Source organism: Acidovorax sp. YS12, from assembly GCA_021496925.1.
Classification (GTDB): Bacteria; Pseudomonadota; Gammaproteobacteria; order Burkholderiales; family Burkholderiaceae_C; genus Paenacidovorax.
The window spans coordinates 1953829-1980538 of sequence record CP053915.1 but is presented as its reverse complement, the minus strand read 5'-3'; the positions used below and the strand labels follow the sequence as shown (position 1 = coordinate 1980538).

The window sequence follows — 26710 nt, the reverse complement described above, 5'->3', positions numbered from 1 at the left end:
GATGGCGGCGGTGGGACTGGGGCGCGCGAGCGCCGGGGTGCTGGGCGGCGGCGTGGCGGCGGTGCTGGTGGCGATGGCCACGGTGCTGGCCTGGCCGGATGCGCGCGGCCTGGAGCGGCTCTACGCGGGCGTGTTCATCGGCACCGCGGCGTGGCTGGGTGCCATCTTCGCTGCGCTGCTGGCCGCCAGCGGCGCGCGCGCCTGGGGCCGCGTGCTGGCGCTGGCCGTGGCCGCCGCCGTGGTGGCGGCGCTGGCGCCACTGTCGGGAGGGCTGCCCGCATGAAATCCGCCGCGCGGCGCCTGCTGCATGCCAGCCACGCCTGGGCCGGGGCCGTGTTCGGGCTGGCGCTTTTCATCGTCTGCCTGAGCGGCGTCTGGGCCGTGGCGGATGCCCATCTGCGCTACTGGGAGGCGGGTGCGCGGCGCCCGCCGCCGCCTGCGGTGGTGGACATCGACCGGATGCTGGCGGCGGCGCGCGCTCAGATGCCGCCGGATGCGCGCCAGATCAGCATCGCGCTGCCCACGGCCCTGCACCCCGTGGTGACGGTGAGCAGCGGCCCCTCTGGCCCGGGTGGCCCGCCGCGCCGCATCAGCCTCGACCCCGCCACGGCCGGCCCGGTGCCCGACGCCACGGGCAGCGCCGCCATGGCGCCCATCGTCACCACGCTGCACAAGAGCCTGTACGCGGGCTTTCCCGGCCGCATCGCGGTCAGCCTGATGGGCGTGGCGCTGACGGTGCTGCTGCTGGGCGGCATCGCCCTGCACCCGCGCCGCTGGCGCGACTGGACGGCGCTGCGGTGGGCCAGGGGCTGGCGCGCGGCGGCGTTCGACCTGCACAAGCTGCTGGGCCTGTGGCTGCTGCCGGTGCTGCTGCTGATCGCCGTTACCGGCATTTTCAGCGGCCTGGGGGCGTTGGGCACCATGGCGCTGTCGCGCCTGGCCTATGCGGGCGGCATGCCCGAGGCCCTGGCGGAACTCACCGGCCGCCCGCCCGCGCGCGCCAGCGGCGTGCCCGCAACGCTGCCGCCGCTGCAGGCGCTGCTGGATGCGCACCGCCTGCGCGATCCCGGCCTGCGCGTCGAATCCATCACCCTGGCCAATGCGGGCGACACCGAGGCCACCCTCACGCTGGCGGGCACGCGCGCGGGCCTGCTGAGCACGGCAGTGTTCGAACGCGCGCACTACCGTGCGCGCGATGGCCTGCTGCTGCGCGAGGACAGCGTGCGCGGGCGCGGCGGCTGGCTGCGCGTTTTCGCCGCGGTGCAGCCCCTGCACTACGCGCAGTATGGCGGCTGCTGGGGGCTGGCCCTGCATCTGGTGGGTGGCCTGGGCGCGGCCGCGCTCGCAGCCACCGGCACCTTGCTGTGGCTGGGCCGGCGCGCGGCACAGGGCGGCTCATGGTTGGCGGAGCGGCTGGTGGCCGGCATCGGCGGCGGCCTGGCCGTGGCGTGCGCGGCGCTGCTGCTGGCGGCGGCCGGCGGTTTGGGCGGCCTGGGCGTGGTGTTCTGGGGCGGCTGGGGGCTTGCCGCCGCAGGGCTGGCGCTGGCCCGCCGCCAGGGCCGTGCGGCCGCGCTGGCATCGGCCCTGGCGGGCGGGCTGCTGCTGGGCGCTGCGGGCATCGACCTGGCGCGCAGCCTGGCGCAGCCACTGGCCGTGGCCGCGCCCGCCCTGCGCGTCGATGCCTTTCTTTTCTGCGCGGGTGCAGTGCTGCTGGCACTTGGCCTGCGGTTTCATTTCCGATTCGAGGATTCCCCATGACATGCTCTACCGACACACCCGCCCCCTTGCCTTGGCCGCCCGCGCCCCAGGTGCTCGATGGCCGCCTGATCGCGCTGCACCCTGGCGCACATGTCCGCGCCCTGGCGTTTGCCGAGCGTGGCCGCACCGATGCCGACTGGATCATCGGCATCAAGGCCGTGAGCGATAGCGCCTCGGTACACGCCGGCCACTGGGAGCGGCATCCGCGCGGCGACGAGGTGCTGGCGCTGCTCGACGGCCGCGTCTGCGTGACGCTGGACGGCGACGCTGCCCGCCCCGCGCGCGAAGTGCCGCTGACGGCGGGCCAGATGCTGGTGGTGCCGCGCGGCACCTGGCACCGGCTGCGCGTGGAGGAGCCGGGCCGCCTGCTGTTCGTCACGCCCAGCCAGGGCAGCGAGCACCGCCGCGTGGAGGCCGCATGAACACCGCTGCACGACATGCCGCTGAATCCGCCCGCGCCGCCGCGCACCGATGGCTGTTGGTGGCCGCGCTGTACTTCGCCCAGGGCATTCCGCTGGGGCTGGCGATGGAGGCGCTACCCGCGCTGCTGCGCCGCCAGGGCGCGCCGCTCACCAGCCTGGCCTTCCTGCCGCTGGTCGGGCTGCCCTGGGTGCTCAAGTTCCTCTGGGCCGCGCCCGTGGACAACCACTGGAGGCCCGCGCTGGGGCGGCGGCGCAGCTGGATCGTGCCCATGCAGGCGCTGGTGCTGCTGTGCCTGCTGGCGGCGGCGGGCCTGGGCGTGTCGGGCGCGAGCGCGCCGGCCATCGTGGCGCTGGCGGCCATCGGCTCGCTGGCCAGTGCCACGCAGGACATCGCCACCGACGGCTTCACGGCCGAGCACTTCAGCGGCCCGGCGCTGGCGCGCGCCAACGCGCTGCAGGTGGGTGGCACCATGGCCGGCTTCTTCTTCGGCGGCTCGGGCTGCCTGCTGCTGACCGGCCTGCTGGGCGTGCGCGGCGCGCTGGCCGTGCTGGCGCTGCCCGTGGCCGCGAGCCTGCTGCTGGCGCTGGCCTGGCGCGAAGGCGCGGACCGGCCCCGGGCGGCCGGGCACCTGCCGACGGCGCGGCTGCGGCACTTCATCGCCCGGCCGGGGGCGTGGTCGCTGCTGCTGGCGGCGGCGCTGTCGGCCATGGCCGCGGTCACGGGCTACGGCCTGTCCAAGCTGCTGCTGGTGGATGCGGGCTGGGCGCTGGAGGACGTGGGCCGCGTGGGCATGGTAGGGGGCGGCATCACGGTGCTGCTGGGCTGCGGCGGCGGCGCGTGGCTGGCGGGGCGCATCGGCGCGCGGGCGTTGTTCGCGCTGGGCATTGGCGCCTCGGCGCTGGCGGCGGCGCTGTGGCTCTGGCTGGCGGGGCAGACGCCCGCGCTACCCGTGGCGGGCGTGTGGACGGCCACGGCGCTGGGCTGCTTCGGCGCGGGATCGGCCTCGGTGGCGGTGATGACGCTGGCCATGGCCTTCGCCGCCCGGGGCGCGCAGGCAGGCACCGACATGACGGCGGTGCAGAGCGCGCGCGACGTGGGCGAGATCGCCACGTCGTCCTCGCTCACCGGGCTGGCCGCGCACGCGGGCTATGCGGGCAGCTTCGCGGCAGGCCTGGCCGTGGCGCTGGCGGCGCTGGTGGTGGCGGCCCGGCTGGGTGGTGGACGCGGGCGGGTGGGGTAAGGCGTTGCCGCTATCGCCTGGGTGCTATTGAATCAAGAGCTTCCAGCGCTTGCCCCATAAGCGCTGGAGGCTGATTTGGCTTGGAATCACGCCTGTGCGAGCGCATCGGCGAGCGCGGGCAACTGCGCCGTGAAGGCGGGCATGTCGGGCGCCTCCAGGCAGCGCAGGTCGAGCCAGAGCGCGTCGCTGGCGATGTGGCCGATCACCGGGCGGGGCAGGGTGCGCAGCGCGGCTTCGAGCCGGGCGAGGGCGCGGCCCGCGCGCTTCGGGGTTGCGGGCGCGATGGCCAGGCCGTGGCTCGGCAGCGTGTCCACAGGCAGAGCGCCGCTGCCGATCTGGCTGAACAGGGGCGCGGCGCGCACGGTGTACTCCTGGCCCACTGCGGCTTGCAGTGGCGCCAGCAGTTGCTCGGCCTGCGCGCGGATGTCGGCCTGCGGGCGGGTGAACAGGCGCAGCGTGGTCAGGCGCTCGGGCAGGCGTTCGGGCGCGAGGTACAGGCGCAGCACGGGCTCCAGCGCCGCCAGCGTGAGCTTGCCCACGCGCAGCGCGCGCTTGAGCGGGTTTTTCTTGATCCTGGCGATCAGGTCCTTGCGGCCCACGATCAGGCCGGCCTGGGGGCCGCCGAGCAGCTTGTCGCCGCTGAAGGTGACGATGTCGGCGCCCGCGCTCACCACGTCGCGCACGGTGGGTTCGTGGGGCAGGCCCCATTGCGCCAGGTCCACCAGCGTGCCGCTGCCCAGATCGACGGCCAGCGGCAGGCCGCGCGCGTGGGCGATGGCCGCCACCTCGGCCTCGGGCACGCTCTTGGTGAAGCCGGTGACGGCGTAGTTGCTGCAGTGCACCTTCATGAGCAGCGCGGTGCGCTCGGTGATGGCTTCTTCGTAGTCCTTGGCGTGGGTGCGGTTGGTGGTGCCCACCTCGACCAGCCGGGCGCCCGCGCGGCCCATGATGTCGGGGATGCGGAAGGCGCCGCCGATCTCGACCAGTTCGCCGCGCGAGACGATGACTTCCTTGCGCGGCGCCAGGGCGTTGAGTGTGAGTAGCACGGCCGCCGCGTTGTTGTTGACCACGGTGGCGGCCTCGGCGCCGGTGAGGTCGCGCAGCAGGCCGGTGATGAGGTCGTCGCGGTCGCCGCGCCCGCCGGTGGCCAGGTCGAATTCGAGGTTGGCGGGCGTGGTGAGCGCCTGCACCACGGCCTGCACGGCAGCGTCGGGCAGCAGGGCGCGGCCCAGGTTGGTGTGCAAGACCGTGCCGGTGAGGTTGAAGACGGCTTTCAGGCGCGGGGCGAACTGGGCGGCCAGATGCTGCTGCGCCTGCGCGGCCACGGCGTCGGGTGCGAGTTGCTCGGACGTGGCCTCGCCCGCGAGCGCGGCGGGGCGCAGCGCGTCGAGTGCGGCGCGCACAGCGGCCGTGGTGGACGATGCGCCGTATTCGGCCGACAGCGTGCGCGCGAGCGGCGTGGAGAGCACCCGGTCCACGCCGGGCAGGCGGGCCGCCGTGTTCATGGCGCGGCGCCTTCGGCGTCCTGCATGGGCAGCAGCGGGTTCATGCTGGCGCGCGCGAAAGGCGTCTCACCCATGAGCAGGTCGAGCAGCAGCGTGGCGAGGTCATCGGCCAGCGGCTCGGCGAGCGGGTCTTTTTCCTGGTTGGCGATCTTGCGGTAGGTGTGGCATTGGTCGCAGGTTTCGGCCAGTACCACTTCGTCCTTCTGGTCGCTGCCCTCGCTCTGCATGCCCTGATAGTGCACGCCCTTGGTCGATTCGCAGTGGCTGCATTTCACGCGCACCATGTGCCATTCGGTGCCGCAGCAGCCGCAGTGCAGGTAGCGCAGTCCGGCTTCGCGCCCGCCGATGCGCAGCACGCTTGCCACGGGCGCGGTGCCGCACACGGGGCAGATGGTGGCGGGGTCGGTGTAGGGAATGTCGGCTTCCTGCAGGCGGCTGGCACGGTCGGCGAAGACCACTTGGAGCGCCGCCATGACGATGGGCGCGGCGGCCAGGTCGGCGCTTTCACCCAGCAGGCCGAGGAGCACGCGGCGTGCCAGCGTGTCGCGTTCCTCGCCGGGCAGGGCACGCAGTTGGGCCAGCGTGGGGCGCAGGGCCTCGGGCAGCTCGGGGGCGCCGTCGAGCGCGGCCAGCAACTGGTCGAGCACGCCATGCCAGGCCGGGTCGATGTGCTGGGCCGCGGGCAGCAGCGGCATGGAATGTTCCTGCGCCTGGGCGATCAGCGCGGGGTTGGGCGCGGCGGTTTGCATCGTGCCTGCGGCCTGCTGCTGGGCGCGCACCAGGCGCGCGAGGAAGCGCAGGTAGTCGCCGATCGGGTTGCCCTCGGCCTTCTGCGCCAGGCGCGCGGCGCGGTCGGCGAACAGGCTGGCGGGCTGGGGCAGGCGGATGCGCGGCAACTGGGTGCGATCCAGGGCTTCGATGTCGCCGGGTTGAAGAATGCGTTGCACGGATCAGGTCTCCAGAAATGGAACCGCCGCCGGGGCAGGGGCGCCACCGGCGGCAGGAACGAAGGCAGCGTATCAGCTTTCGGCGCTGCTCGGCTTGGGGCATGGCCTGGGCATCGGCACGGCCCAGGCCAGCAGACGCCGCGGAGCTGGCTTTGCCAGGCCGCTGGCGTCGTCCCCCTGGGGGGGAAGGCGCCGAAGGCGGCTCAGGGAGGCTAGCTGTTATCTCCCGTCATCTTGCGGTACCAGCCGCGGTGGTGCTGCTTGGCCCAGGCGCGCGTAACGGTGCCGTAGAGCATGGCGCGGATGGTGCCGCGCGTCCAGATGGCGGCGTACACGTGCATGATGATCAGGCCGATCATCCACACCGCCGCCACGGCATGCACCACCGAGGCGATGCGCACCATGTCCACGGGCAGGTTCAGCCAGGCGCGCCACATGGCGATGCCGGACGCGGTGAGCGCCAGCATGCCGAGCACCAGGCCCCAGAACAGCACCTTCTGGCCGCCGTTGTACTTGCCCTGCTCGGGCATGTCGTGGTCGTTGCCGTCGATCATCTTGTTGACGTTCTTGAGCCATTCCACGTCGCGCTGCTCCATCACGTTCAGGCGCCAGAAGCGGAAGAACATCATGATGAAGAACAGCATCATCACCACCCCGATGTAGGGGTGCAGGATGCGCGTCCACGGCCCGCCGCCGAACAGCTGCGTGAGCGGGAAGAACGCAGGGTGGAAGAAGGCCAGGCCCGAGAGCGCGAGCAGGATGAAGCAGATGCCCACCACCCAGTGGTTGGCGCGCTCGCCGGCGCTGTAGCGCTGCAGGTCGCGGGGGTTGCGTCTCATGGCTGCGTCTCCTTTTCCGCTTCACGATCCTGGCGCTCCATCTCGTCTTCCAGTTCCTTGGAGACGTCGTTGGGGCCCTTGGTGATGTAGTGGAACAGCCCGCCCAGCGCGGCGGCGCCCAGCGCGGCCATGGCCAGGGGCTTGGACACCCCCTTCCACAGCCGCACGGCGGCGCTGACCTTGGGATCGGTGGGCAGGCCCTGGTACAGCGACGGCTGGTCGGCATGGTGCAGCACGTACATGACGTGCGTGCCGCCCACGCCGGCCGGGTCGTACAGGCCCGCCTGCGCGAAGCCGCGCTCCTTCAGGTCGGCGATGCGCTCGTCGGCGTGGTCCTTCATGGACTTCTTGGTGCCGAACATGATGGCGCCCGTCGGGCAGGTCTTGACGCAGGCCGGCTCCTGGCCCACGGCCACGCGGTCCGAGCACAGTGTGCACTTGTAGGCCTTGCTGTCCTTCTTGGAGATGCGCGGCACGTTGAACGGGCAGCCCGTGACGCAGTAGCCGCAGCCTACGCACTTTTCCTGGTGGAAATCGACGATGCCGTTGGTGTACTGCACGATGGCGCCGGGGGACGGGCAGGCCTTGAGGCAGCCCGGATCCTCGCAGTGCATGCAGCCGTCCTTGCGGATCAGCCACTCCAGATTGCCCGTGGCCTCGTTGTCGTATTCGGTGTAGCGCATCACCGTCCACGCGTTCTCGGTCAGGTCGTTCGGGTTGTCGTACACGCCGTGGTTCACGCCGGGTTCCTGGCGCAGGTCGTTCCATTCCATGCAGGCGGTCTGGCAGGCCTTGCAGCCGATGCACTTGGAGACATCGATCAGCTTGGCCACGTCGCCCGACTGCGGGGTGCGAGCCTGGGGCGCCGGGGTGGTGGTGGCCGACAGGCGCTTGATATCGAGGGATTGCAATGACATCCGTGCCTCCTTACACCTTCTCGACCTTCACGAGGAAGGTCTTGAATTCCGGCGTGTTGGTATTGCCGTCGCCCACGAAGGGCGTCAGCGTGTTGGCCAGGAAGCCTGGCTTGGTCACGCCCTTGAAGCCCCAGTGGATCGGAATGCCCACGTGGTGCACCGTGCGGCCCTCGATCTTCATCGGCTTGATGCGCTTGGTGACCACGGCCACCGCCTTGATGAAGCCGCGCTTGGAGCTGACCCTGACCTTGTCGCCCGCCACGATGCCCAGCTCCTTCGCCAGCGCCTCGCCGATCTCGACGAACTGCTCGGGCTGGGTGATGGCGTTGACCAGGGCGTGCTTGGTCCAGTAGTGGAAGTGCTCGGTCAGGCGGTAGGTCGTGCCCACGTGCGGGAACTCGCTGGCCTTGCCGAAGGTGTCCCAGATGTTCTTGAACACCCGCGCGGCCGGCGAGGACGTGGCCTTGGGGTTGTCCGGGTGCATCGGGTTGAAGCCCAGCGGCGTGTCGAACGGTTCGTAGTGCGTGGGGAACGGCCCCTCGTTGAGCCCCTTGCGCGCGAAGAAGCGCGCCACGCCCTCGGGCGTCATGATGAACGGACCGGCGCCGGTCTCGGGCGCCAGCGTGGCGCCCATGTCCGGGATGTCGGCGCCGCCCCAGGCCTTGCCGTTCCACTCGATGAGCTTGCGGCGCGGATTGAAGGCCTTGCCCTTGACGTCGCAGGACGCGCGGTTGTAGAGCACGCGGCGGTTGGCCGGCCAGGCCCAGGCCCAGTTCAGCGTGTTGCCGATGCCGGTCGGGTCGGCGTTGTCGCGCCGGCCCATCTGGTTGCCGACCTGCGTCCAGGCGCCTGCGTAGATCCAGCAGCCGCTGGCCGTGGAGCCGTCGTCGCGCAGCTCGCCGAAGCCCGACACCTGCTGGCCCGCAGGGCGCAGCACCTTGGCTGGGTCCTTGGGGTCGAGCAGGTCGACCAGGGCCTTGCCGTTGTACTCCTTGGCGATTTCCTCGGAGCTCGGGTGGTCGGGCTGGGCGTACTTCCAGTCCAGGTTCAGGATCGGGTCGGCGAACGCGCCGCCTTCCTTGGCGTAGAGCGCCTTCAGGCGGTGGTGCAGCGCGGCCATGATGGCCACGTCGGTGCGCGCCTCGCCCGGGGGCTCGGCCGCCTTCCAGTGCCACTGCAGCACGCGCGAGGAGCTCACCACAGCGCCTTCTTCCTCTGCGAAGCAGGTCGTGGGCAGGCGGAACACCTCGGTCTGCACGGAAGCCGCGTCGATGTCGTTGAACTCGCCGTGGTTCTTCCAGAACTCCGAGGTCTCGGTGGCCAGCGGGTCCATGACGACCAGGAACTTGAGCTTGGCCAGGCCGTCGCGCACGCGCCCGCTGTTGGACAGCGAGGCGATCGGGTTGAAGCCCTGCGCGATGTAGCCGTTGACCTGGCCCTCGTTCATGAGCTGGAAGTACTGCAGCATGTCGTACTGCTTGTCCAGCTTGGGCAGGTAGTCGTAGGCCCAGTTGTTCTCGGCCGTGGCCGCCGCACCGAACCAGGACTTCATCAGGCTGACGTGGAACTTGGGGTAGTTCTGCCAGTAGCTCATCTGGCCGGCGCGCAGCGGTTTCTGCGTGCGCGCCGCGATGTAGCCCTGGTAGTCCTGCTCCTTCTCACCCGGCAGCGTGAGGTAGCCCGGCAGGCTGGCCGACAGCAGGCCCAGGTCCGTCAGGCCCTGGATGTTGGAGTGCCCGCGCAGCGCGTTCATGCCGCCGCCAGCCACGCCGATGTTGCCGCACAGCAGTTGCACCATGGCGGCGCAGCGCAGGATCTGCGCGCCGATGGAGTGCTGCGTCCAGCCCAGCGCGTAGAGGATGGTGGCGGCGCGCCCGGCCACGGCCGTGGAGGCGAACTTCTCGGCCACGTGCAGGAATTTCTCCTTCGGCGTGCCGCAGACGCTCTCGACCTTCTCGGGCGTGTAGCTGGCGTAGTGCTGCTTCATGAGCTGGTACACGCAGCGCGGGTGCTGCAGCGTCGGGTCGGTCAGGACGTAGCCGTCTTCACCGAGCTCGTAGTCCCAGCTCTTCTTGTCGTAGGTGCGTTTTTCCTCGTTGTAGCCCGAGAAGATGCCGTCCACGAAAGCGAAGTCATCGCGCACGATGAAGCTGAAGTCCGTGTAGTTGTGCACGTACTCGTGGTGGATCTTGTCGTTGGACAAGAGGTAATTGATGATCCCGCCCAGGAACACGATGTCGCTGCCCGACCGGATGGGGGCGTAGAAATCGGCCACGGAGGCAGAGCGGTTGAAGCGCGGATCGACCACCATGAAGTGCGCCTTGTTGTGCGCCTTCGCTTCGGTCACCCACTTGAATCCGCAGGGGTGCGCTTCGGCGGCATTGCCGCCCATGATCAAAATAACGTCCGCGTTCTTGATGTCGACCCAATGGTTCGTCATCGCTCCACGGCCAAACGTCGGGGCAAGACCTGCCACCGTCGGGCCGTGTCAAACACGGGCTTGGTTGTCGAACGCCAGCAGGCCCCAGGAACGGGCCACTTTGTGGGTGATGTAGCCGGCTTCGTTGCTCGACGCCGAGGCGGCCAGCATGCCGGTGGTGAGCCAGCGGTTCACGGTCAGGCCGTCAGCCGTCTGGGCCTGGAAGTTCGCGTCGCGGTCGTCCTTGAGCAGCTTGGCGATGCGGGTCAGTGCGTCGTCCCAGGACATGCGCTTCCACTCGCTGGAGCCGGGCGCGCGGTACTCGGGGTACAGCAGGCGGTTGGGGCTGTTGATGAAGTCGAGCAGGCCCGCGCCCTTGGGGCACAGCGTGCCGCGGTTCACCGGGTGGTCCGGGTCGCCTTCGACGTGGATGACGGAGGGCTTGGCGTTCTTCACGCCGTCGCCCAGGGAATACATCAGCAGGCCGCAGCCGACCGAGCAATAGGTGCAGGTCTGGCGCGTGACGGTGGTGGCGGCCAGTTTGTACTGGCGCACTTCGGCCAAGGCAGTGGCGGGCGAGAAGCCCATCGCCACCAGGCTGGAGCCCACCAGGCCTGCCCCGCTGATGCGGAAGAAGTGCCGGCGGTTCATGTCCATGAGGGAACCTCCTGTCGTGGGGGAGTGGATCGTTGTAGTGTGATATTCAAGGCTTGTCCGGGAAAGTCCTACAGGGATTGCACCAAGGCGCTGCGCCTGCCCGTCGCGGTGGGGCCGTGAGGGGCGGATCATAGGCATCCCGGCCCGATGTGGGGCCGATTCCTGACCCCCGTGCGGGGCGGTTGCCCCCGCCGGGCGCAAGCCTTCGGGTGGCTGTTAAGGTGCGAGGATGTTCATGAGCGATCCCATTGAGCCGGCCTGCCCGCTGGCGCCGGGCGCACCAGGCGCTGGCGCGCTGGAGCCGCTGGCCGACGTGGCCGTGCAGCGCTGGCACAGCGGCGGCGGCGCGCCGCAGTTCTACGCCAGCTATGTCGCCGCCGAGGTGCCGGTGGCGCTGGTGTTCAACGGCATCTCGCACGCCGTGATGATGGCCACGCCGCAGGACCTGGAGGCGTTCGCCGTGGGCTTTGCGCTCAGCGAAGGCATCGTCGAGCAGCCGCAGGAATGCCGCGACCTGGAAGTGACCCTGCACGGGCAGGGCACGCCCGACGCCAGCTGCGCCGTGCACATGGAGATCTCGCCGCGCCAGTTCGCCCGCCTCAAGGACCGCCGCCGCACCCTGGCCGGGCGCACCGGCTGCGGCGTGTGCGGCATCGACAGCCTGCAGGCGCTGGACCTGCACCCCGCGCCGCTGGCCGCGCCCGCCTGGCGCGAGCAGCTCGATGCCGCGCGTATCCTGCGCCCCTTCGGCGCGCTGGCCGCGCGCCAGGCGCTCAACGTCCGCGCCGGCTCGCTGCACGCCGCGGGCTGGGCCACGCCCGAGGGCGAGCTGACCGACGTGCTCGAAGACGTGGGCCGCCACAACGCGCTGGACAAGCTCTTTGGCCGCCTGGCCCTGGCGGGCCGCCTGGGCGAGCCCGGCTTCGTCATCATGACCAGCCGCACCAGCTACGAACTGGTGCGCAAGTGCGCGCGCCTGGGCGTGCCGGCGTTCGCCACCATCTCGGCGCCCACCGCGCTGGCGCTGCAACTGGCGCAGGAGGCCGGCATCCACCTGTGGGCCATGTGCCGGCCGCCCACGGCGCTGCGCTATGCGTGAATAGCCACGTTGTTTACTCCTGATTCAATAGCTTCCAGCGCTTGCTGGATAAGGGCTGGAGGCCAAAAACACCATGAATCCATCGATTCTCGCCCTGGGCTGGCGCACCCTGCTGCGCGACCTGCGCGCGGGCGGCCTGCGCCTGATGTTCTGGGCCGTGGCCCTGGCCGTGGCCGCCTTGACCTCGGTGGGCTTCTTCGCCGACCGGCTGCAGGGCGGCTTGGTGCGCGATGCGGCGCAACTGCTCGGCGGCGACGTGGTGGTGGCCAGCGACCAGCCCACGCCCGCCGCCTTCGCGCGGCAGGCCCAGGCGCTGGGCCTGCAAGGCACCACCACGGTGAGCTTTCCCACCATGGCGCGCGCGCCCGACGCGCAGGGCGGCGCCAGCCGCCTGGTGGCGCTCAAGGCCGTGGCGCCGGGCTACCCGCTGCGCGGCAGCCTGCGCGTGGCCGAGGCCCCCGGCGCGCCCGACGCCGCGACGCGCGCCACGCCCGCGCGCGGCGAGGTCTGGCTCGACGCCCCGCTGCTCGAAGCCCTGGGCCTGGCCATGGGCGACACGCTGCTGCTGGGCGACGCGCAGTTGCGCATCGCCCGCATCCTCACGCTGGAGCCCGACCGGGGCGCCGGCTTCCTGAGCTTCGCGCCGCGCGCCATGCTCCACGCGGCCGACCTGCCCGCCACCGGGCTGGTGCAGCCCGCCAGCCGCCTCACCTACCGCTTCGCCGTGGCCGGCCCCGACGCCGCCGTGCAGCCCTACCGCGCCTGGGCCCTGGACCAGGCGCAGCAGCCCGAGGTGCACGGCCTGCGCGTCGAGTCGCTCGACAGCGGCAGCCCCGAGATGCGCCAGACGCTGGAGCGCGCGCAGAAATTCCTCAACCTCGTGGCGCTGCTGGCGGCGCTGCTCTCGGCCGTGGCCGTGGCCCTGGCGGCGCGCGCCTTCGCCGCCGAGCACCTCGACGCCGCCGCGCTGCTGCGCGTGCTCGGCCTGAGCCAGCGCCGCATCGCCTGGGCCTACACGGTGGAGTTCACGCTGGTGGGCCTGGCGGCCAGCGCCACCGGCGTGCTCATGGGCTTTGGCGTGCACCACCTGTTCGTGCAACTGCTGGCTGGGCTGATCGAGGCCGCGCTGCCCGCGCCCGGCCCGTGGCCCGCTGTCCTGGGCCTGGGCCTGGGGCTCACGCTGCTGCTGGCCTTTGGCCTGCCGCCGGTGCTGCAGCTGGCGCGCGTGCCGCCGCTGCGCGTGATCCGGCGCGACCTGGGGGCGCTCAAGCCCGCCTCCGTCGCCGTGCTGGCGCTGGGCGTGGCGGGCTTCGCCGCGCTGCTGCTGGCGGTGAGCAGCGACCTCAAGTTCGGCCTGATCGCTGTGGGCGGCTTCGCGGCAGCGGTGCTGCTGTTCGCGCTGCTGGCCTGGCTGGCGGTGCGCCTGCTGCGCCGCGGCGTCAACGAGGCCACGGCGCCGCGCTGGCTGGTGCTGGCCACGCGCCAGCTCGCGGCACGCCCGGCCTACGCCGTGGTGCAGGTCAGCAGCCTGGCCGTGGGGCTGCTGGCGCTGGTGCTGCTGGTGCTGCTGCGCACCGACCTGATTGCCAGTTGGCGCCAGGCCACGCCGGCCGATGCGCCGAACCGCTTCGTCATCAACATCCTGCCCGACCAGGCGCAGGACTTCCAGCAGGCGCTGCGCGCGGCGGGCGTGGCGCGCTACGACTGGTACCCCATGTTCCGCGGCCGCCTGGTGGCCGTGAACGAGCGCCCCGTGGGCCCGCAGGACTACGCCGAGGACCGCGCCAAGCGCCTCGTGGACCGCGAGTTCAACCTCTCCAACGCCGCCGAGGCGCCGGGCCACAACCAGATCGTGGCCGGGCGCTGGACGCCCGGGGAGCAGGGCACGGTGAGCGTGGAGGAAGGCATCGCCCAGACCCTGGGCCTGAAGCTGGGCGACCGCCTGCGCTTCGACATCGCAGGCATGCCCAGCGAGGCGCGCATCACCAGCCTGCGCAAGGTGGACTGGGGCTCGATGCGCGCCAACTTCTTCGTCATGTACCCGGTGCAGGCGCCTGACGCCGTGCTGCCCGGCCTGCCCGTGACCTACCTGGCGGCCTACCGCGCGCCCGGCGCCGAGGGCGCTGGGGCGGGCTTCGACAATGCGCTGGTGCGCCAGTTTCCCAACGTCACCAACGTCGACCTGAGCCAGACGCTCTCGCAGGTGCAGCGCGTGCTCGACCAGGTGGTGCGCGCCGTGGAGCTGCTGTTCGGCTTCACCCTCGCGGCCGGGCTGGTGGTGCTGTTCGCCGCCGTCACCGCCACGCGCGAGGAGCGCGCGCGCGAGTTCGCCATCATGCGCGCCGTGGGCGCGCGCGCCAGCCTGCTGCGCCAGGTGCAGCGCGCCGAGCTGGCGGGCGTGGGGCTGCTCGCGGGCGTGCTCGCCAGCAGCGTGGCCGTGGCCGTGGGCTGGGCGCTGGCGCACTTCGTGTTCGACTTCCATTGGACCGCCTCGCCCCTGGTGCCGCTGGCCGGGGCGCTGGCCGGCGCACTGCTGGCGCTGCTGGCCGGCTGGTGGGGGCTGCGCGAGGTGCTGCTGCGGCCCGTGGTGGAAACGCTGCGGCGGACGGCGGAATAGTTTGCTATTGAAAAATGAGCTTCCAGCGCTTGCTGTGCAAGCGCTGGAGCCCATTTTCATTAGAAACCCCGTGGGCTTGATGTGTGTCAATGAACACGGTGGCGCAACTGGCATTCTGCGGCCATGACACACGACAACACCCTCCTGACCGACGCCCAACGCGAACAACTGCGCGCCCAGCTCGAAGCGCGCAAGGAACTGCTGCTGCAAGAGCTGAACGCGGCCCAGCGCGACACCCTGGCGCTGCTGCCCAGCCGGGGCGACGCAGCCCACCCGGACGACCGCAAGGAGCATTCCGAGGACATGTTCTTCAACACCGTGCGCGACGCCGAGGCCAGCCGCGACCACGACGAACTGGTGGCCGTGCGCGCCGCGCTGGAGCGCGTCGCCGACGGCAGCTACGGCGAGTGCATCGACTGCGGCCAGGGCGTGGGCCTGGCGCGGCTGCAGGCCCAGCCCCAGGCCGTGCGCTGCGTGGGCTGCCAGTCCAAGGCCGAAACCCGCTTGAAGTGAAACCCCCCTGAGCGGCTGCGCCGCTTCCCCCCGCTCTCGCAGTGCTGCGCACTGCGGGCAGGGGGACGCCGCCAGCGCGGCGGGGCGGCCCTTGCGCGGCGTCTGCTGGTCTGGGCCGTGCCGGTTTCATGGGCCGTGGGTGGGGATCGCTGATGTAAGCGGCCGCGCTTCCTACAATCGCGGCCATGCAACCCTCCGACACCTCCGCGCCGCCTGCCACGCCCTACGAGTGGCTCGGCGGCGAGTCCGCCGTGCGCCAGCTGGTGGACCGCTTCTACGACCTGATGGAACTGGAGCCCGCCTACGCCGAATTGCGCGCCGCCCACGGCAGCACGCTCGACGATGCGCGCGACAAGCTGTTCTGGTTCCTCTGCGGCTGGCTCGGCGGGCCTGACCTTTACCAGGAGCGCTTCGGCCACCCGCGCCTGCGCGCGCGCCACCTGCCGTTTTCCATCGGCATCAAGGAGCGCGACCAGTGGGTGGCCTGCATGGACCAGGCCATGGCCGAGACCCAGGTGCCGCCCGACCTGCGCGCGCGCCTGAACCAGAGTTTCATGAACACCGCCGACTGGATGCGCAACCGCGGCGGCTGAACCCTACAGAGGAGGCAACGATGTCGATGACCGCATGGCTGGTATTGGGAGGCTTGGCCGTGGCGGTGGCCTGGGCCGTGGCGGTGTACAACCGCCTCGTCACCCTGCGCAACCGCATCGCCAACGCCTACGGGCAGATCGACGTGCAGCTCAAGCGCCGCCACGACCTGGTGCCCAACCTGGTGGAGGTGGCGCGCGGCTACCTGCAGCACGAAGCCGCCACGCTGCAGGCCGTGATCCAGGCGCGCGGCCAGGCGCAGGGCGCAGCCGACGCCGCGCGCGCCGCCCCCAGCGCCGCGCACCTGGGCGCGCTGGCCGCCGCCGAGGGCGTGCTGGGCGCCGGCCTGGGCCGCCTGCTGGCCGTGGCCGAGAGCTACCCCGAACTCAAGGCCGACGCCGCCATGCGCCAGCTCTCCGAGGAACTGGCAAGCACCGAGAACCGCCTGGGCTTCGCGCGCCAGGCCTACAACGACCAGGTGCTTGAATTCAACGACGAAGCCACCCAGTTCCCGGCGCTCATCGTGGCGCGGCTGCTGGGCTTCGCCGCCGCGCCCATGCTCGAAGCCACGCGCAGCGCGCAGGAGCGCGAGGCGCCCGCGGTGCGCTTCTGAGCGCAAGCATGCGCTTCTGGGACCGGCAGAACGCCGCGCGCGCCGAGACGCGGCGCCTGCTGCTGGCTTTCGCCCTGGCCGTGCTGCTGCTGGTGGCCGGGGTGCACGGCGCGCTGGCGCTGGCCTGGCTGCTGATGGCGGCGCTGCTGCCGTGGCAGCTGCCGTACCCGGCCGGGTTCCTCGCGGCCAACGTGGGCGTGTCGCTGCTGCTGGTGCTGGGCGGCTGGTGGGTGGAGACCTCGAACCTGCGCGCGGGCGGCGTGAAGCTGGCGCGGCGCGTGGGCGCGCGCGAGGCGCGCCCGGCCGTGTCGCACGCCGAGCAGCGCCTGTGCAACGTGGTCGATGAGCTGTGCATCGCCGCGCACATGCCGCGCCCCCAGGTCATGGTGCTGCCGCGCGCCGACGCCATCAACGCCTTCGCCGCCGGCTGGGACGCCGGGGATGCGGTGCTCGCCGTCACCCAGGGCGCGCTGCAGTACCTCACGCGCGAGGAGCTGCAAGGCATGGTGGCGCATGAGCTGAGCCATCTGCACGAGGGCGACACGCGCCTGAAGATGCGCCTGGCCGGCATGGTCTACGGGCTGGAGCTGGTCTACCACTTTGGCGACACGGTGCGCGAGCGCCCCGGCCTGGCCTGGTGGTTCGGCAGCGCCATCATGCTCGCGGGCAGCGCCGGCTGGCTGGCCGGGCGCCTGCTCAAGGCGGCGGTGTCGCGCCAGCGCGAGCACTTGGCCGACGCCCGCGCCGTGCAATGGACGCGCAGCCGCGACGGCCTGGGCGGCGTGCTGCGCAAGGTGATGACGCAGCGCCGCGAGGCCGCGCGCCTGCGCCTGCCGGCTGCGGCCCACGGCGGGCTGGCGCACCCGGCGGTGCAGCACATGCTGCTGGTGGAGGCGCCCGATGAAGACCGCTTATCGCGCCACCTCGACAGCCACCCCAGCCTGCAAGAGCGCGTGCGCCACATCTATGGCCGCAGCATGCCGCCCCTGCCCGTGGCGCCGCTGCAGGACGTGCCCGAGCCCGCGCACCGGGCGGTGCAGGCCCCTGGCGCCGTGCCGCTGGCCGCGCAGTTCGATCCCTACGCTTGAGACCATGAACACGTTCTGAGGAGATCTCCCCATGAGCACAGCAGCCCCCGCCGGCTGGTTTGTCTGGGCCGCGCTGTCGGCCGTCTTCGCCGCCCTCACGGCCGTCTTCGCCAAGGTGGGCATCCAGGGCGTGAATTCCGACCTGGCGACGCTGGTGCGCACGGTGGTCATCGTGTTCGTGCTGGCCGCCTTCGTGGCGGCCACGGGGCAGTGGAGCAACCCGCTGCGGCTGCCGGGGCGCACCTGGCTGTTCCTGGTGCTCTCGGCGCTGGCCACCGGGGCGTCGTGGGTGTGCTACTTCCGCGCGCTGCAGCTGGGCCAGGCGTCGCAGGTGGCGCCGGTGGACAAGTTCAGCCTGGTGCTCGTGGCCCTGTTCGCCGTGCTGTTCCTGGGCGAGCGCCCGGCGCCGCGCGAGTGGCTGGGCATCGGCCTGGTGGCCGCGGGGGTGCTGGTGCTGGCGGCCAAGCGGTAGCCGGTAGCCGGTAGCCGGTAGCCGGCCTGCCGGGCGATGTGCGTCACGGTGCTGTCAAGCGGGCTCCGGACACTGGGGCCTTTACACCACGACAGGCCTATTCGCATGTTCGACCGAACGTTTCGCTACGATTTCCCGGTTTCCCGCCGCCTGGGGCTGGCCGCCATTGCCGGCGCCGCCGCGCTGACTGCCTGCGGGGGCAGCGGCAGCGATGACGCCACCAGCCAGAGCGCTACGGCCACGCTGGCCGTGCTGGAAACGACGGACTTGCACTTCAACGTGCGCAGCTACGACTACTTCAAGCTGGCCGAGGACAAGAGCTACGGCTTCGAGCGCACGGCCACGCTGGTGCGCGCCGCGCGCAAGGAATTCGCCAACACGCTGCTCGTGGACAACGGCGACACCATCCAGGGCACGGCGCTGGCCGACTACGAGGCCACGGTCAATCCCATTGCCTGCACCCAGCAGTTGTCCATGTACAAGGCGATGGGCGCGCTGGGCTTTGATGCCGGCACGCTGGGCAATCACGAGTTCAACTACGGGCTGCCGTTCCTGAACCAGGTGCTGGGCGGCGGCCTGGACGTGGACGGCGTGGATGCCGCCAAGAAGTGCGCGGGCGCTGGCTACCCGGCCGTGCTGGCCAACGTGTACAGCAGCAAGACCCGGAAGCCGCTGGTGCAGCCCTACACCATCCTTGAACGCAGGATCGCCGCCACCGGCAAGGACGGCAAGAGCGTGACCCTGCCGATCAAGGTGGGCGTGATCGGCTTCACCACGCCCGGCATCATGAATTGGGACAAGCGCTATCTCGAAGGCAAGGTCTATACCGAAGGCGCCGTGGAGTCTGCCACCAGGTACGTGCCCGAGCTGCGCGCGAAAGGGGCAGACATCGTGGTCGCGCTGCTGCATGGCGGCCTGGACGGCAGCACCTATTCCAGCACCATGGAAAACCCGGGCTTGTACCTCTCCAAGGTGTCGGGGATCGACGCCATGGTCATGGGCCACCAGCACAGCGTGTTTCCCGACACGGCTGCCAAGCCTGCGTTCTCGCAGCCTGGCGTGGACAACAAGGCCGGCACCGTCAACGGCGTGCCTGCCGTCATGGCCAGTTCCTGGGGCAAGGCGCTGGGCGTGATCCAGCTGTCGCTGCAGTGGGACGGCAAGGCCTGGGCCGTGAACAAGGCGGCAAGCAAGAGCGAGCTGCGCAGCATCCAGAGCAAGAACGCAGCCGGTGCCACGGTGTATGTGGATGCCGACCAGGCCGTGGCACCGCTGGTCGCGTCGCAGCACCAGGCCGCGATCCAGTATGTGAAGACGCCCATCGGCAATACGGATTTCCGCATGAGCACGCTGTTCGCCGACGTGGGCGACCCTGGCGCGATCCAGATCGTGAACCAGGCCCAGCGCGACTACGTCGCCGCCTATATCCAGGCCAACCTGCCGCAGTACAAGGACCTGCCCGTGCTGTCGGTGAGCGCGCCGTTCAAGTCGGGCTTCCAGGGTGGGGCGGACTACACCGACGTGGCCGCTGGCCCGCTCGCGATCTACAACGCGGCCGACCTGTACCTGTACCCGAACACGGTGTACGCCGTGAAGGTCAACGGTGCCGACATCAAGGGCTGGCTGGAGGCCGCGGCCAAGCGCTTCAACCAGATCGATCCGGCCCAGACCGGCGAGCAGCAGCTCATCAGCACCTTCCCTGGCTACAACTTCGACATGTTCACCACGGCCGACGTGCAGTATGAAATCGATGTCACCCAGCCGGTGGGCAGCCGCATCAAGAACCTGACCTACCTGGGCAAGCCCATCGACACGGCCAAGGAGTTCGTGATCGCCACCAACAACTACCGCGCCACGAGCGGCAAGAGCTTCATCGACAAGCTCGACGGCTCGGGCACGGTCTGGGCCTCGCCCGACGCGAACCGCGACGTGGTCATCGACTACGTGCGCAAGAACGCGAGCGTGACGCGCGCCGCCAACGGCGCGGCCAAGAGCTGGCGCTTCACCCAGGCCAAGACCGCGGGTGATGTGGTGTTCAGTTCGGGCGCCAATGCCCTGAGCGTGGCCCAGGCTGCGGGCCTGTCCAACGTCTCGCTGCTTGCGGCCGACGATGGCACCGGCAAGGGCACGTCCAAGTACAAGCTGGATCTGTCCAAGTAAGAAAGGGCGCCAGCGGGTTGGCCTGTCTCAGGCCGCCGCGAGCGCGGCCAGATGGCCGGCGAACCCGCCCGCCGCGCACGCGGCGTTCACGTGGTCGAAGTAGCCGTACCAGCCGCTGGCCTGGATGCCCGCCAGCAGCGCCGCGCGTGCCGCCGGGCTGGGAAAGCGCCAGATGCCCACGAAGCGGTGCGCGCTGGCCTGGTCGATGTCTGGCTCGGCCTCTGCCAGGGCCAGCACTTCGATGCCCTGGGCGGACAACCCGCCCAGGGCCTGCTGGATGCCCTCCAGGAAGGCCTGGCGCTGCGCCGCGGGCAGCGCCTGCCAGCGGGCGTTGGGGGTATAGAGTTCGACGAGGTAGTGGGCCATGGGTGCTCCAGAGTGAAACAGGGGCTGCCGCAGCGCGGGCATCACGCCGCGGGGTGTGCGAGGCTGCGCTGCGCGCGCTGGCAGATGCGGCGGGTGGCGGGGTGGGGTGCTTGCGCCAGCCACTGGGCGCACAGGTGGCGCACCCAGTCGGGCTGGTCCTTGGCGGCGTCGTTGAGCCAGTTGGCCACCGAGTCCTGCACGTAGGCCGAGGCGTCGGCGCGCAGTGGCGCCAGCAGCGGCAGGCCCCGTGCCGGGTCGTGCCGCAGCGCCGCGATGTGCGCGCACCACACGCCGCGCGGGCGCAGTGATTCGCTGGCAAAGCGGCGCATGCGTTCCGAGGGCGAGGCCGTCCAGGGCACGAGGGCGGCGATGGCCGCGTCCAGTTCCCGCGCCAGGTGCGGGCGCACGGCCATCCACGCCCACTCGCGCACGCCGAAGTGCGGGTCATCGGCCAGCGGGGCGATGGCGGCCAGCCGCGCTGCCGCCGCCAGTCCAGCCTGGGCGCCGACCATGAAGCAGGCCCAGCCGCGCACCGTGTCGGCGCCGTGGGCCTGGCAGCGCGCCAGGCCCGCCGGGCCGAGTTCCTGCCACAGCAGCGCGCCCATGCCGGCCATGCGCTGCGCGATGCCTTTCTGGCACGCGGCGTCGGCCGCGTGCAGGGCCGCTGGCGGCAGTTCGGGGAACACCGTGCGCAGCAGCAGGCCCTGGTCCAGCGCCAGCCCTTCGGCCAGGGTGGCGGTGGGCAGCGTGCCGCGCGACAGCGCCTCCAGCACCTCGGGGGGAATGTCGCTGGCGCGCGTGGCGCCTTTGCGGGGTAGGGTGTTGTGCATGTCAGTTATCCATGGCGCCACGCGCCGTCCACAGCGCATGAAACCGGCGCGAAGCGGCGCAGCCGCTCAGGGGGTGTTGTTTCATTCCAGTTGTCCACGGCGCATGAAACCGGCGCGGCCCAAGCGTGGGCAGCCGAGCAAGGGCCGCCCCGCAGCGAAGGCTGCGTCCCCCTCCCGGAGCGCGAAGCGCGTAGAGAGAGCAACTGTGTTCAAAGTCAAGCGGTTTGCAGCGCATTACCCGCCTGTGAATAAGTAGCAGACCAAGGCTGACCAGACTTGATCACCGCATTGACTATGGTCAGCAGCTTTCGCATGCAGGCCACAATGACGACCTTGGGCGCTTTACCTGCCGCGCGCAGGCGGTCTCTGAACTGCATGATCACCGGCTCGTGGCGCATGGCGCTGAGCGTGCTCATATACAGCGCCGAGCGCACATCCGCACGACCTCCCCAGATGCTGCGCTTGCCACGTGACTTGCCGCTATCGCGCGCCAGCGGGGCAACGCCCACGAGCTTGCTGATCTCGCGCCGGCTCAATTGCCCCAGCTCCGGCAACATGCCCATGAGCACCGCCTGCGTATTCGGGCCTATGCCCTTCAAGCCCTTGAGCAGCTCTGTCTGACGCTTGAAGTGCATCTTCAGACGCCCTCCGATGTCGTCGTCCAGCACGTCAATTTGCTTGTCCAGCGCCTTGATCATGGCAGCGATGCTTTTGGCCAACAGCGGGTGGGCCTGCTCCAGCCGATTGCTCTCAGCTACACGCATTTGCACCAGTTGCCCCCGGCGCATCACCAGTGCAGCAACGTGCTGTTGTTGCTGTGAGGGCAGCTTCAACAGCAGCTTGTCGCGCCGCTCGCTTTGGTGCAGTGTGCGCGCAAAGTGCGACAGCACCCGTGCATCCACGTGATCGGTCTTGGCCAGGTAGCCCATGGCTTTGCCAAAGTCATGGGCCTGACGCGGGTTGACGACCATGACATCAAAGTTCTGCAGGTACAGCGCCTGTGCCAGCTTGCGCTCCAGACCCCCTGTAGCCTCCATGAGCACAAGCCCCGCATGCACTTGCTTGAGGCTCTCAATCAGTGCCGCAATGCCGCGCTCATCGTTGTCAAAGCGCTCACTCGCACCCTTGTCACTCAAGGCCACTTCCAGCACAGCCTTGGAGACGTCGACACCAACAAACACAGATTCCTGGGATTCGTTAGTCATTGCCCATCCTTGCAAAATACGCGGTCAATACAGATCCAAAGAACATGTATTGCCAACAAGCAACTGTTCGGGCTTGCTGCAAACGGTTGGCTGTCCACGCCAAATGCTCTCTCACGGGATGCCAAGGCTCCCAAGGGGATGACAGGCTGTGGACAACTTCCCAAAAAATGTCTCTGAACTTCAGGGTCTCGAAGATACAAGGGGGAAGGCGCCGAAGGCGACTCAGGGGGTGTTTCATCTCAGCCGCGTCGCCACCTTGTCGAGCAGCCGGGCGAGCTGCGTGCGCTCGGCCGCGTCCAGCGGGCCGAACAGGCTGGCGATCCAGCGCCCGTGCTGCGCGAAGACCGCCTGCGCCACCTGCTGGCCCCGGGGCGTCAGGCTGATGCGCAGCGCGCGGCGGTCGCTGGCGTCGGCCTGGCGCGCCACCAGGCCCTCGCGCTCCAGGCCGTCAAGCAGGCCGGTGACGGTGGCCCGGCTCACGCCAGCCTGCTGCGCCAGCACGGCGGGGGCCAGCCCGCCGGGCGCCGCGTCGAGCAGGAACAGCAGCACGAAGCGCCCCTCGGACAGCCCGTGGGGCGCCAGCAGCGCCGCGCAGTCGCGGTCGATGGCCGACGCCAGGGACAGCGCCTGGAAGCACAGGCGGATGCCTTCCACGTCCGGGAGCTGCCGCCGCTGGGCTTCGTCCAGCAAGGCCTGGTATTTCTGTGCGAGCTGCATGGTTTTGTGGCTAATAGTTTGTTGGCTAATTATATGGTTGCTTCTTTGTGTTTGGTTTGCTCCTGAAAGTGGAGCTGACAGCGCTTGCTGCGAAAGGGTTGGAGGCCGATTTGGCCAGACTCTTGCCGTGTGCCGCTACGGTGCCGCTACGCGCCGCTTGCCCGGCTGCAGCAGCACCACCAGCGCGCCGGCGCCGCCGTCCATGGGCCGGGCCTGCACGAAGGCCAGCACTTCCTTCTTCTGCACCAGCCAGGCCTGCACGCGGCCCTTGAGCACGGGCGTCTTGCCGGGCGAGCCCAGGCCCTTGCCGTGGATGATGCGCACGCAGCGCAGGCCGGTGCGGTGCGCCAGGCGGATGAATTCGCCCAGCGCCTCGCGCGCGTCGTCGCGGCGCAGGCCGTGCAGGTCGAGCTGGCGCTGGATGCTCCAGTGCCCGCCGCGCAGCTTGCGCGTCACCTCCACGCCGATGCCGGGGCGGCGGAAGCTGAGCTGGTCGTCCACGTCGAGCAGGGTGCTCACGTCGAACTCGTCGCTCATGGCCTCGCGCAGCACGTTCTGTTCGTCCTGCTCGCGCTGCAGCGGCTTCGGGTCGGGCGGCGCGGGCGGGGCGCTGTGGCGGTTGGCGCCGCCCTTGAGCGGCTGCACCGGCCCCACGCTGTGGGCGAACAGGTGGCGCTCGCGCGCGGCGCGCTGCGCGGCCTCGCGCGCCGCCTGGGCACGGGCGGCTTCCTGCGCGGCGGCTTCGGCCAGGGCGCGGCGCAGGGGCTGGAGTTCGGCGAAGGAGCGGGCGGTGGCTCTCATGGCGTGCGGTTTGTACCGCATCGCCCATGCCCGTCGCCCGGCGCCTGGTATTGCGCGGCGATGAACTGCGTGACCTGTGCCGGGTTGAAGTTGTTGTCGCTCACGAAGACCAGCACGCAGCCGCCATCGGGCAGCGGCGGGCCCCAGGTCATGCCCTCGATGTTGTCCACCCGCCCCAGGCCGAGCTGGGCGAAGTCGGCCACCAGCGTCTTGGCGGCCGGGCGGTAGGCGCCGGGGGCCAGCGCGGGCAGCGCCAGGGTGTCGCTGCCGTCGCGCGTGTCGATGCGGTACAGCCGCACGTGAAAGCCCGCCCCCGCGCTGTAGGCGCGCTCCAGCACCAGCAGGTGGTGCGGGCCGTCGGCCAGGATCTCGCTCACGCCCACCATCTGCGGCCCCACGGGCAGGCGGCGCGCGTGCGGCACGGCGTCGGGCTGGTAGGCGATCTGGCGCAGGGCGGCGCCGCTGGCCACGTCGAGCGCGGTGAAGCGCACCGGGCCGCCCGGTGCGGCGGGCGTGGGCAGCGGGCCGTCCTGCCACCAGGGCAGTTCCATGGCCAGCCAGGCGGTCTGCCCGCCGGGGGCGAGGGCCAGGCCTTCGAGCGTGCCGTTGGCGCGCGGGCCCTGGCGCTCGCGCGGCGCGGGGGTGAAGGATTCGGGCAATGCGTAGTCGCGCAGCGCGGCGCCGTCGCCCCAGCGGCTGGCGCGCAACTGCGGGCCGAAGCCGCGCGCGAAGTCGCCCTCGCTGGTCCACAGGAAGGCGGTGCCGCCGGGCAGCCAGCGCACGGCCTCGGCGTCGGGCACGTCCACGCCGTCCAGCGGGCGGTGCGCCGGGCCGAAGCGCTGGCCGCTGGCGTGCAGCAGGAAGGTGACGCCCGTGAACTCGGGCGGCTCCAGCCGCGTGGCGCCGTAGCGCAGGCGCGCGGTATAGACGCGCGCCGGGTCGTGCGTGGCGCGGTCGTCGCTCACCAGCAGGTAGCGGTCGTGCACGGGGTCGTAGTCGATGCCCGAGAGCCCGCCCACCTGGGTGCCTGCGTACTGCGCGCCGTAGTCCAGCGCGGCGCTGCCGATCAGGCGCAGCCAGGGCGCGCCGTCCGGCGCGGTGGCCGCGGGCGGCTGGGGTGGCGCGGCCGTGGGCAGGGGCGCGCAGGCGGTGAGCAGGGCCAGCACGCATAGCGCGGCCAGGCGGGGCAGGGCGGAGAACGGGGGCGGGCGCATGGAGGGCGAGTGTAGGCGCGGCCCTCCGCCTACGGGGCGGCGGTGTGCCAGTCGGCCACGGGCAGGCGGTCGATCTGGGCGAAGTCCGCCGTGTTGCGCGTCACCACCGTCAGGCCGTGGGCCAGCGCAATGGCGGCGATCTGCCCGTCGGCATGGGGCAAGGGCCTGCCGATGCGCTCGCGCGCGGCGCGAATGTCGGCATGGATGCGTGCCGCAGCCGCGTCATACGGCAGCATGGGCAATGGCGCCAGCACATCGTTCAGATAGCTGCCGATGAGGTCGCGCCTGCGTCCCTGCGGCATGCGCAGCCAGCCAAAGCGCAGCTCGTGCCATACGGGCGCGGCCAGTGCCAGCGCGCCTTCGTGCCGCTGCAACTGGCGCATCACGTGGGGGCTGGGTTCGGGCCGCAGCGCTTCGGACCAGACGTTGCTGTCGAGCAGCCAGGCCAGCGTGCCGGCCGCCGCCTTACCAGGCAAAGTCGCGGCCCGGCGAGGCATCGCGGAGACCGGCGAGGAAATCGCCGTCCTCTTGCGCCTGCAATTCGCCGGCATGGGCCGTGCGCCAGGCCGCCAGCCGCCCGGCAAAGCCACCACTGGCGTTGCACAGCCGCTCGTACTGCGCCAGCGACAGCAACACCGCCACCGGCTCACCCCGGCGCGAGATGAAAGCCGGTTCGTTCTGCTGCTCCACGCGGCGCAGGGTATCGGCCAGGTTGGCGCGGGCTTCGGAAAGGGGGATGGTGGCTTGCATGGCGGCCTCCTTGGGGAATGTACAAACCAATTGTACAAAATCATGCCCACCTGGCCCTGGCGGTCTGGACCGCCAGAGGTTGCGCTGCTCGGAATTCACGCCTGCACATGAAGCTGTGCGGTTCACCGTAGGCCGACCGATAGGCGTCCTGGCCAGCGTGGTGTAGTCCTGCGCGGCGCTCGCTTGTTTGCCGGCGGGTTGGTTCTTAAAATACACACGTTGACGTACACACAAACGGAGGCCGCCATGCCCAGCCCCTTCCCCCCGCAAGCCGTGCGCACCCGCGTTTTCATGAACGGCAACAGCCAGGCCGTGCGCATTCCGCAGGAGTTCCGGCTCGACTGCCAGCAGGTCACCATCAGCCGCAATGCCGCTGGCGATCTGGTGCTGCATCCCCAGCCGGCCTGCGAGCGGCGCGGCGACGCGCTGCTGCAAGCGCTGGCCGGGTTCGATCCCGCTTTCGTTCAGGCGCTGGAGGAGGACCGCCGCGCCCAGTTGCCCATGCAGGAGCGGGAGGCGCTGTGATGCGCTACATGCTCGATACCAATATCCTGATCTACCTGATCAAGAACCGCCCCGCCGCCGTGGCCGAGCGCGTGAATCGCCTGGCGCCCGAGGACAGCTTGTGCATGTCCTTCGTCACCTACGCCGAACTGCTCAAGGGTGCCGAGCGCAGCGACCGCAAGGACGGCGTGCTGCGCCAGCTGGCGGCGTTGGCGCGCATCGTGCCAGTGCACTACCATGCCGGCCCGGCCCTGTGCGCGCACTACGCGCGGCATGCCGCCCGCTTGCAGGGGGCTGGCACGCCGATTGGCGCCAATGACCTGTGGATCGCCTGCCACGCGCTGGCCGAGGGCTGCGTACTGGTCAGCAACAACGAGCGCGAGTTCCGCCGCATCGACGGCCTGGCGCTGGAGAACTGGGCGATTGTTTAGGGCGACGCTGAACGCGTCCCCGCGTCCCCGTGTG

27 protein-coding genes are annotated in these 26710 nt (G+C 70.7%); 14 read left to right on the top strand and 13 right to left on the bottom strand.

All coding sequences use genetic code 11. The features are described from left to right. Position 1: 1 nt before the first annotated feature. The 4 genes from YS110_08975 to YS110_08960 are packed head-to-tail and all read left to right on the top strand — an operon-like array spanning position 2 to position 3421. Positions 2-283: a hypothetical protein gene (locus YS110_08975; protein ID UJB64868.1), complete on the top strand. Its 282-nt coding sequence runs from the start codon at positions 2-4 to the stop codon at positions 281-283. Continuing rightward, entirely contained in the window at positions 280-1758 is a 1479-nt protein-coding gene (locus tag YS110_08970) for a PepSY domain-containing protein (protein UJB64867.1), read from the top strand. The genes YS110_08975 and YS110_08970 overlap by 4 nt, the downstream gene beginning before the upstream one ends. Next, entirely contained in the window at positions 1755-2180 is a 426-nt protein-coding gene (locus tag YS110_08965) for a cupin domain-containing protein (protein ID UJB64866.1), read from the top strand. The genes YS110_08970 and YS110_08965 overlap by 4 nt, the downstream gene beginning before the upstream one ends. Further along, positions 2177-3421, top strand: coding sequence for a RhtX/FptX family siderophore transporter (locus YS110_08960; protein UJB64865.1), 1245 nt, complete (start codon positions 2177-2179; stop codon positions 3419-3421). The genes YS110_08965 and YS110_08960 overlap by 4 nt, the downstream gene beginning before the upstream one ends. An 86-nt stretch (positions 3422-3507) precedes the next feature. On the opposite strand, the gene YS110_08955 is transcribed toward YS110_08960, so the two are convergent. The 5 genes from YS110_08955 to fdnG form a co-directional block, all read right to left on the bottom strand. Further along, the gene (locus YS110_08955; GenBank protein UJB64864.1) at positions 3508-4926 is read right to left on the bottom strand and encodes an L-seryl-tRNA(Sec) selenium transferase; all 1419 of its coding nucleotides are present in this window, start codon (positions 4924-4926) and stop codon (positions 3508-3510) included. Then, positions 4923-5873 carry a formate dehydrogenase accessory protein FdhE gene (fdhE, locus tag YS110_08950; protein ID UJB64863.1) on the bottom strand — a complete coding sequence of 317 codons (951 nt, stop codon included), beginning with the start codon at positions 5871-5873 and terminating at the stop codon, positions 4923-4925. The genes YS110_08955 and fdhE overlap by 4 nt, the downstream gene beginning before the upstream one ends. A 212-nt stretch (positions 5874-6085) precedes the next feature. Next, positions 6086-6712 (bottom strand): formate dehydrogenase subunit gamma, encoded by a 627-nt coding sequence (locus tag YS110_08945; GenBank protein ID UJB64862.1) that lies wholly within the window; start codon positions 6710-6712, stop codon positions 6086-6088. After that, a complete protein-coding gene (gene fdxH / locus YS110_08940; GenBank protein UJB64861.1) occupies positions 6709-7629 on the bottom strand; it encodes a formate dehydrogenase subunit beta in 921 nt (306 codons plus the stop codon). Before fdxH ends, YS110_08945 begins: the two co-directional genes overlap by 4 nt. A gap of 10 nt (positions 7630-7639) precedes the next feature. After that, entirely contained in the window at positions 7640-10705 is a 3066-nt protein-coding gene (gene fdnG / locus YS110_08935; protein UJB64860.1) for a formate dehydrogenase-N subunit alpha, read from the bottom strand. A 235-nt stretch (positions 10706-10940) separates the two neighbouring features. Between fdnG and fdhD the strand changes: the two genes are divergently transcribed. The 8 genes from fdhD to YS110_08895 all read left to right on the top strand — a co-directional run bounded on the left by fdhD (position 10941) and on the right by YS110_08895 (position 19858). Next, the gene (gene fdhD / locus YS110_08930) at positions 10941-11804 is read left to right on the top strand and encodes a formate dehydrogenase accessory sulfurtransferase FdhD (GenBank protein ID UJB64859.1); all 864 of its coding nucleotides are present in this window, start codon (positions 10941-10943) and stop codon (positions 11802-11804) included. A 73-nt stretch (positions 11805-11877) separates the two neighbouring features. After that, on the top strand, positions 11878-14421 hold the full coding sequence (locus YS110_08925; GenBank protein UJB64858.1) for an ABC transporter permease: 2544 nt from the start codon (positions 11878-11880) through the stop codon (positions 14419-14421). 123 nt (positions 14422-14544) lie between these two features. Beyond that, on the top strand, positions 14545-14934 hold the full coding sequence (locus YS110_08920) for a TraR/DksA family transcriptional regulator (protein UJB64857.1): 390 nt from the start codon (positions 14545-14547) through the stop codon (positions 14932-14934). A gap of 185 nt (positions 14935-15119) precedes the next feature. Continuing rightward, entirely contained in the window at positions 15120-15527 is a 408-nt protein-coding gene (locus YS110_08915; protein ID UJB64856.1) for a group II truncated hemoglobin, read from the top strand. 20 nt (positions 15528-15547) lie between these two features. Then, positions 15548-16138 carry a LemA family protein gene (locus YS110_08910; GenBank protein ID UJB64855.1) on the top strand — a complete coding sequence of 197 codons (591 nt, stop codon included), beginning with the start codon at positions 15548-15550 and terminating at the stop codon, positions 16136-16138. An 8-nt stretch (positions 16139-16146) separates the two neighbouring features. Then, positions 16147-17226, top strand: coding sequence for a M48 family metalloprotease (locus YS110_08905; protein ID UJB64854.1), 1080 nt, complete (start codon positions 16147-16149; stop codon positions 17224-17226). 31 nt (positions 17227-17257) lie between these two features. Next, positions 17258-17698 carry an EamA family transporter gene (locus YS110_08900; protein UJB64853.1) on the top strand — a complete coding sequence of 147 codons (441 nt, stop codon included), beginning with the start codon at positions 17258-17260 and terminating at the stop codon, positions 17696-17698. A 105-nt stretch (positions 17699-17803) separates the two neighbouring features. After that, complete coding sequence (locus YS110_08895; protein ID UJB64852.1) at positions 17804-19858, top strand: bifunctional 2',3'-cyclic-nucleotide 2'-phosphodiesterase/3'-nucleotidase; 2055 nt, start codon at positions 17804-17806, stop codon at positions 19856-19858. Between the two features lie 27 nt (positions 19859-19885). Here the strand turns inward: YS110_08895 and YS110_08890 are convergent, their stop codons facing one another. From YS110_08890 to YS110_08855, 8 genes are all read right to left on the bottom strand, one after another. Next, entirely contained in the window at positions 19886-20224 is a 339-nt protein-coding gene (locus tag YS110_08890; GenBank protein ID UJB64851.1) for a hypothetical protein, read from the bottom strand. A 41-nt stretch (positions 20225-20265) separates the two neighbouring features. After that, complete coding sequence (locus YS110_08885) at positions 20266-21054, bottom strand: DNA alkylation repair protein (protein UJB64850.1); 789 nt, start codon at positions 21052-21054, stop codon at positions 20266-20268. A gap of 215 nt (positions 21055-21269) precedes the next feature. Then, on the bottom strand, positions 21270-22259 hold the full coding sequence (locus YS110_08880) for a transposase (protein UJB64849.1): 990 nt from the start codon (positions 22257-22259) through the stop codon (positions 21270-21272). 234 nt (positions 22260-22493) lie between these two features. Continuing rightward, positions 22494-22976: a MarR family transcriptional regulator gene (locus YS110_08875; protein ID UJB64848.1), complete on the bottom strand. Its 483-nt coding sequence runs from the start codon at positions 22974-22976 to the stop codon at positions 22494-22496. 135 nt (positions 22977-23111) lie between these two features. After that, complete coding sequence (locus YS110_08870) at positions 23112-23798, bottom strand: Smr/MutS family protein (protein ID UJB64847.1); 687 nt, start codon at positions 23796-23798, stop codon at positions 23112-23114. Then, on the bottom strand, positions 23774-24991 hold the full coding sequence (locus tag YS110_08865) for an esterase-like activity of phytase family protein (protein UJB64846.1): 1218 nt from the start codon (positions 24989-24991) through the stop codon (positions 23774-23776). The genes YS110_08870 and YS110_08865 overlap by 25 nt, the downstream gene beginning before the upstream one ends. Before the next feature lie 29 nt (positions 24992-25020). Beyond that, on the bottom strand, positions 25021-25488 hold the full coding sequence (locus YS110_08860; protein ID UJB64845.1) for a type II toxin-antitoxin system VapC family toxin: 468 nt from the start codon (positions 25486-25488) through the stop codon (positions 25021-25023). Further along, entirely contained in the window at positions 25457-25741 is a 285-nt protein-coding gene (locus tag YS110_08855) for a type II toxin-antitoxin system Phd/YefM family antitoxin (protein UJB64844.1), read from the bottom strand. Before YS110_08855 ends, YS110_08860 begins: the two co-directional genes overlap by 32 nt. Positions 25742-25987: 246 nt before the next feature. On the opposite strand from YS110_08855, the gene YS110_08850 reads away from it, so the two are divergent. Beyond that, positions 25988-26266, top strand: coding sequence for an AbrB/MazE/SpoVT family DNA-binding domain-containing protein (locus YS110_08850; GenBank protein ID UJB64843.1), 279 nt, complete (start codon positions 25988-25990; stop codon positions 26264-26266). Continuing rightward, the gene (locus YS110_08845; protein ID UJB64842.1) at positions 26266-26676 is read left to right on the top strand and encodes a type II toxin-antitoxin system VapC family toxin; all 411 of its coding nucleotides are present in this window, start codon (positions 26266-26268) and stop codon (positions 26674-26676) included. Before YS110_08850 ends, YS110_08845 begins: the two co-directional genes overlap by 1 nt. The last annotated feature ends 34 nt before the right edge of the window (positions 26677-26710 follow it).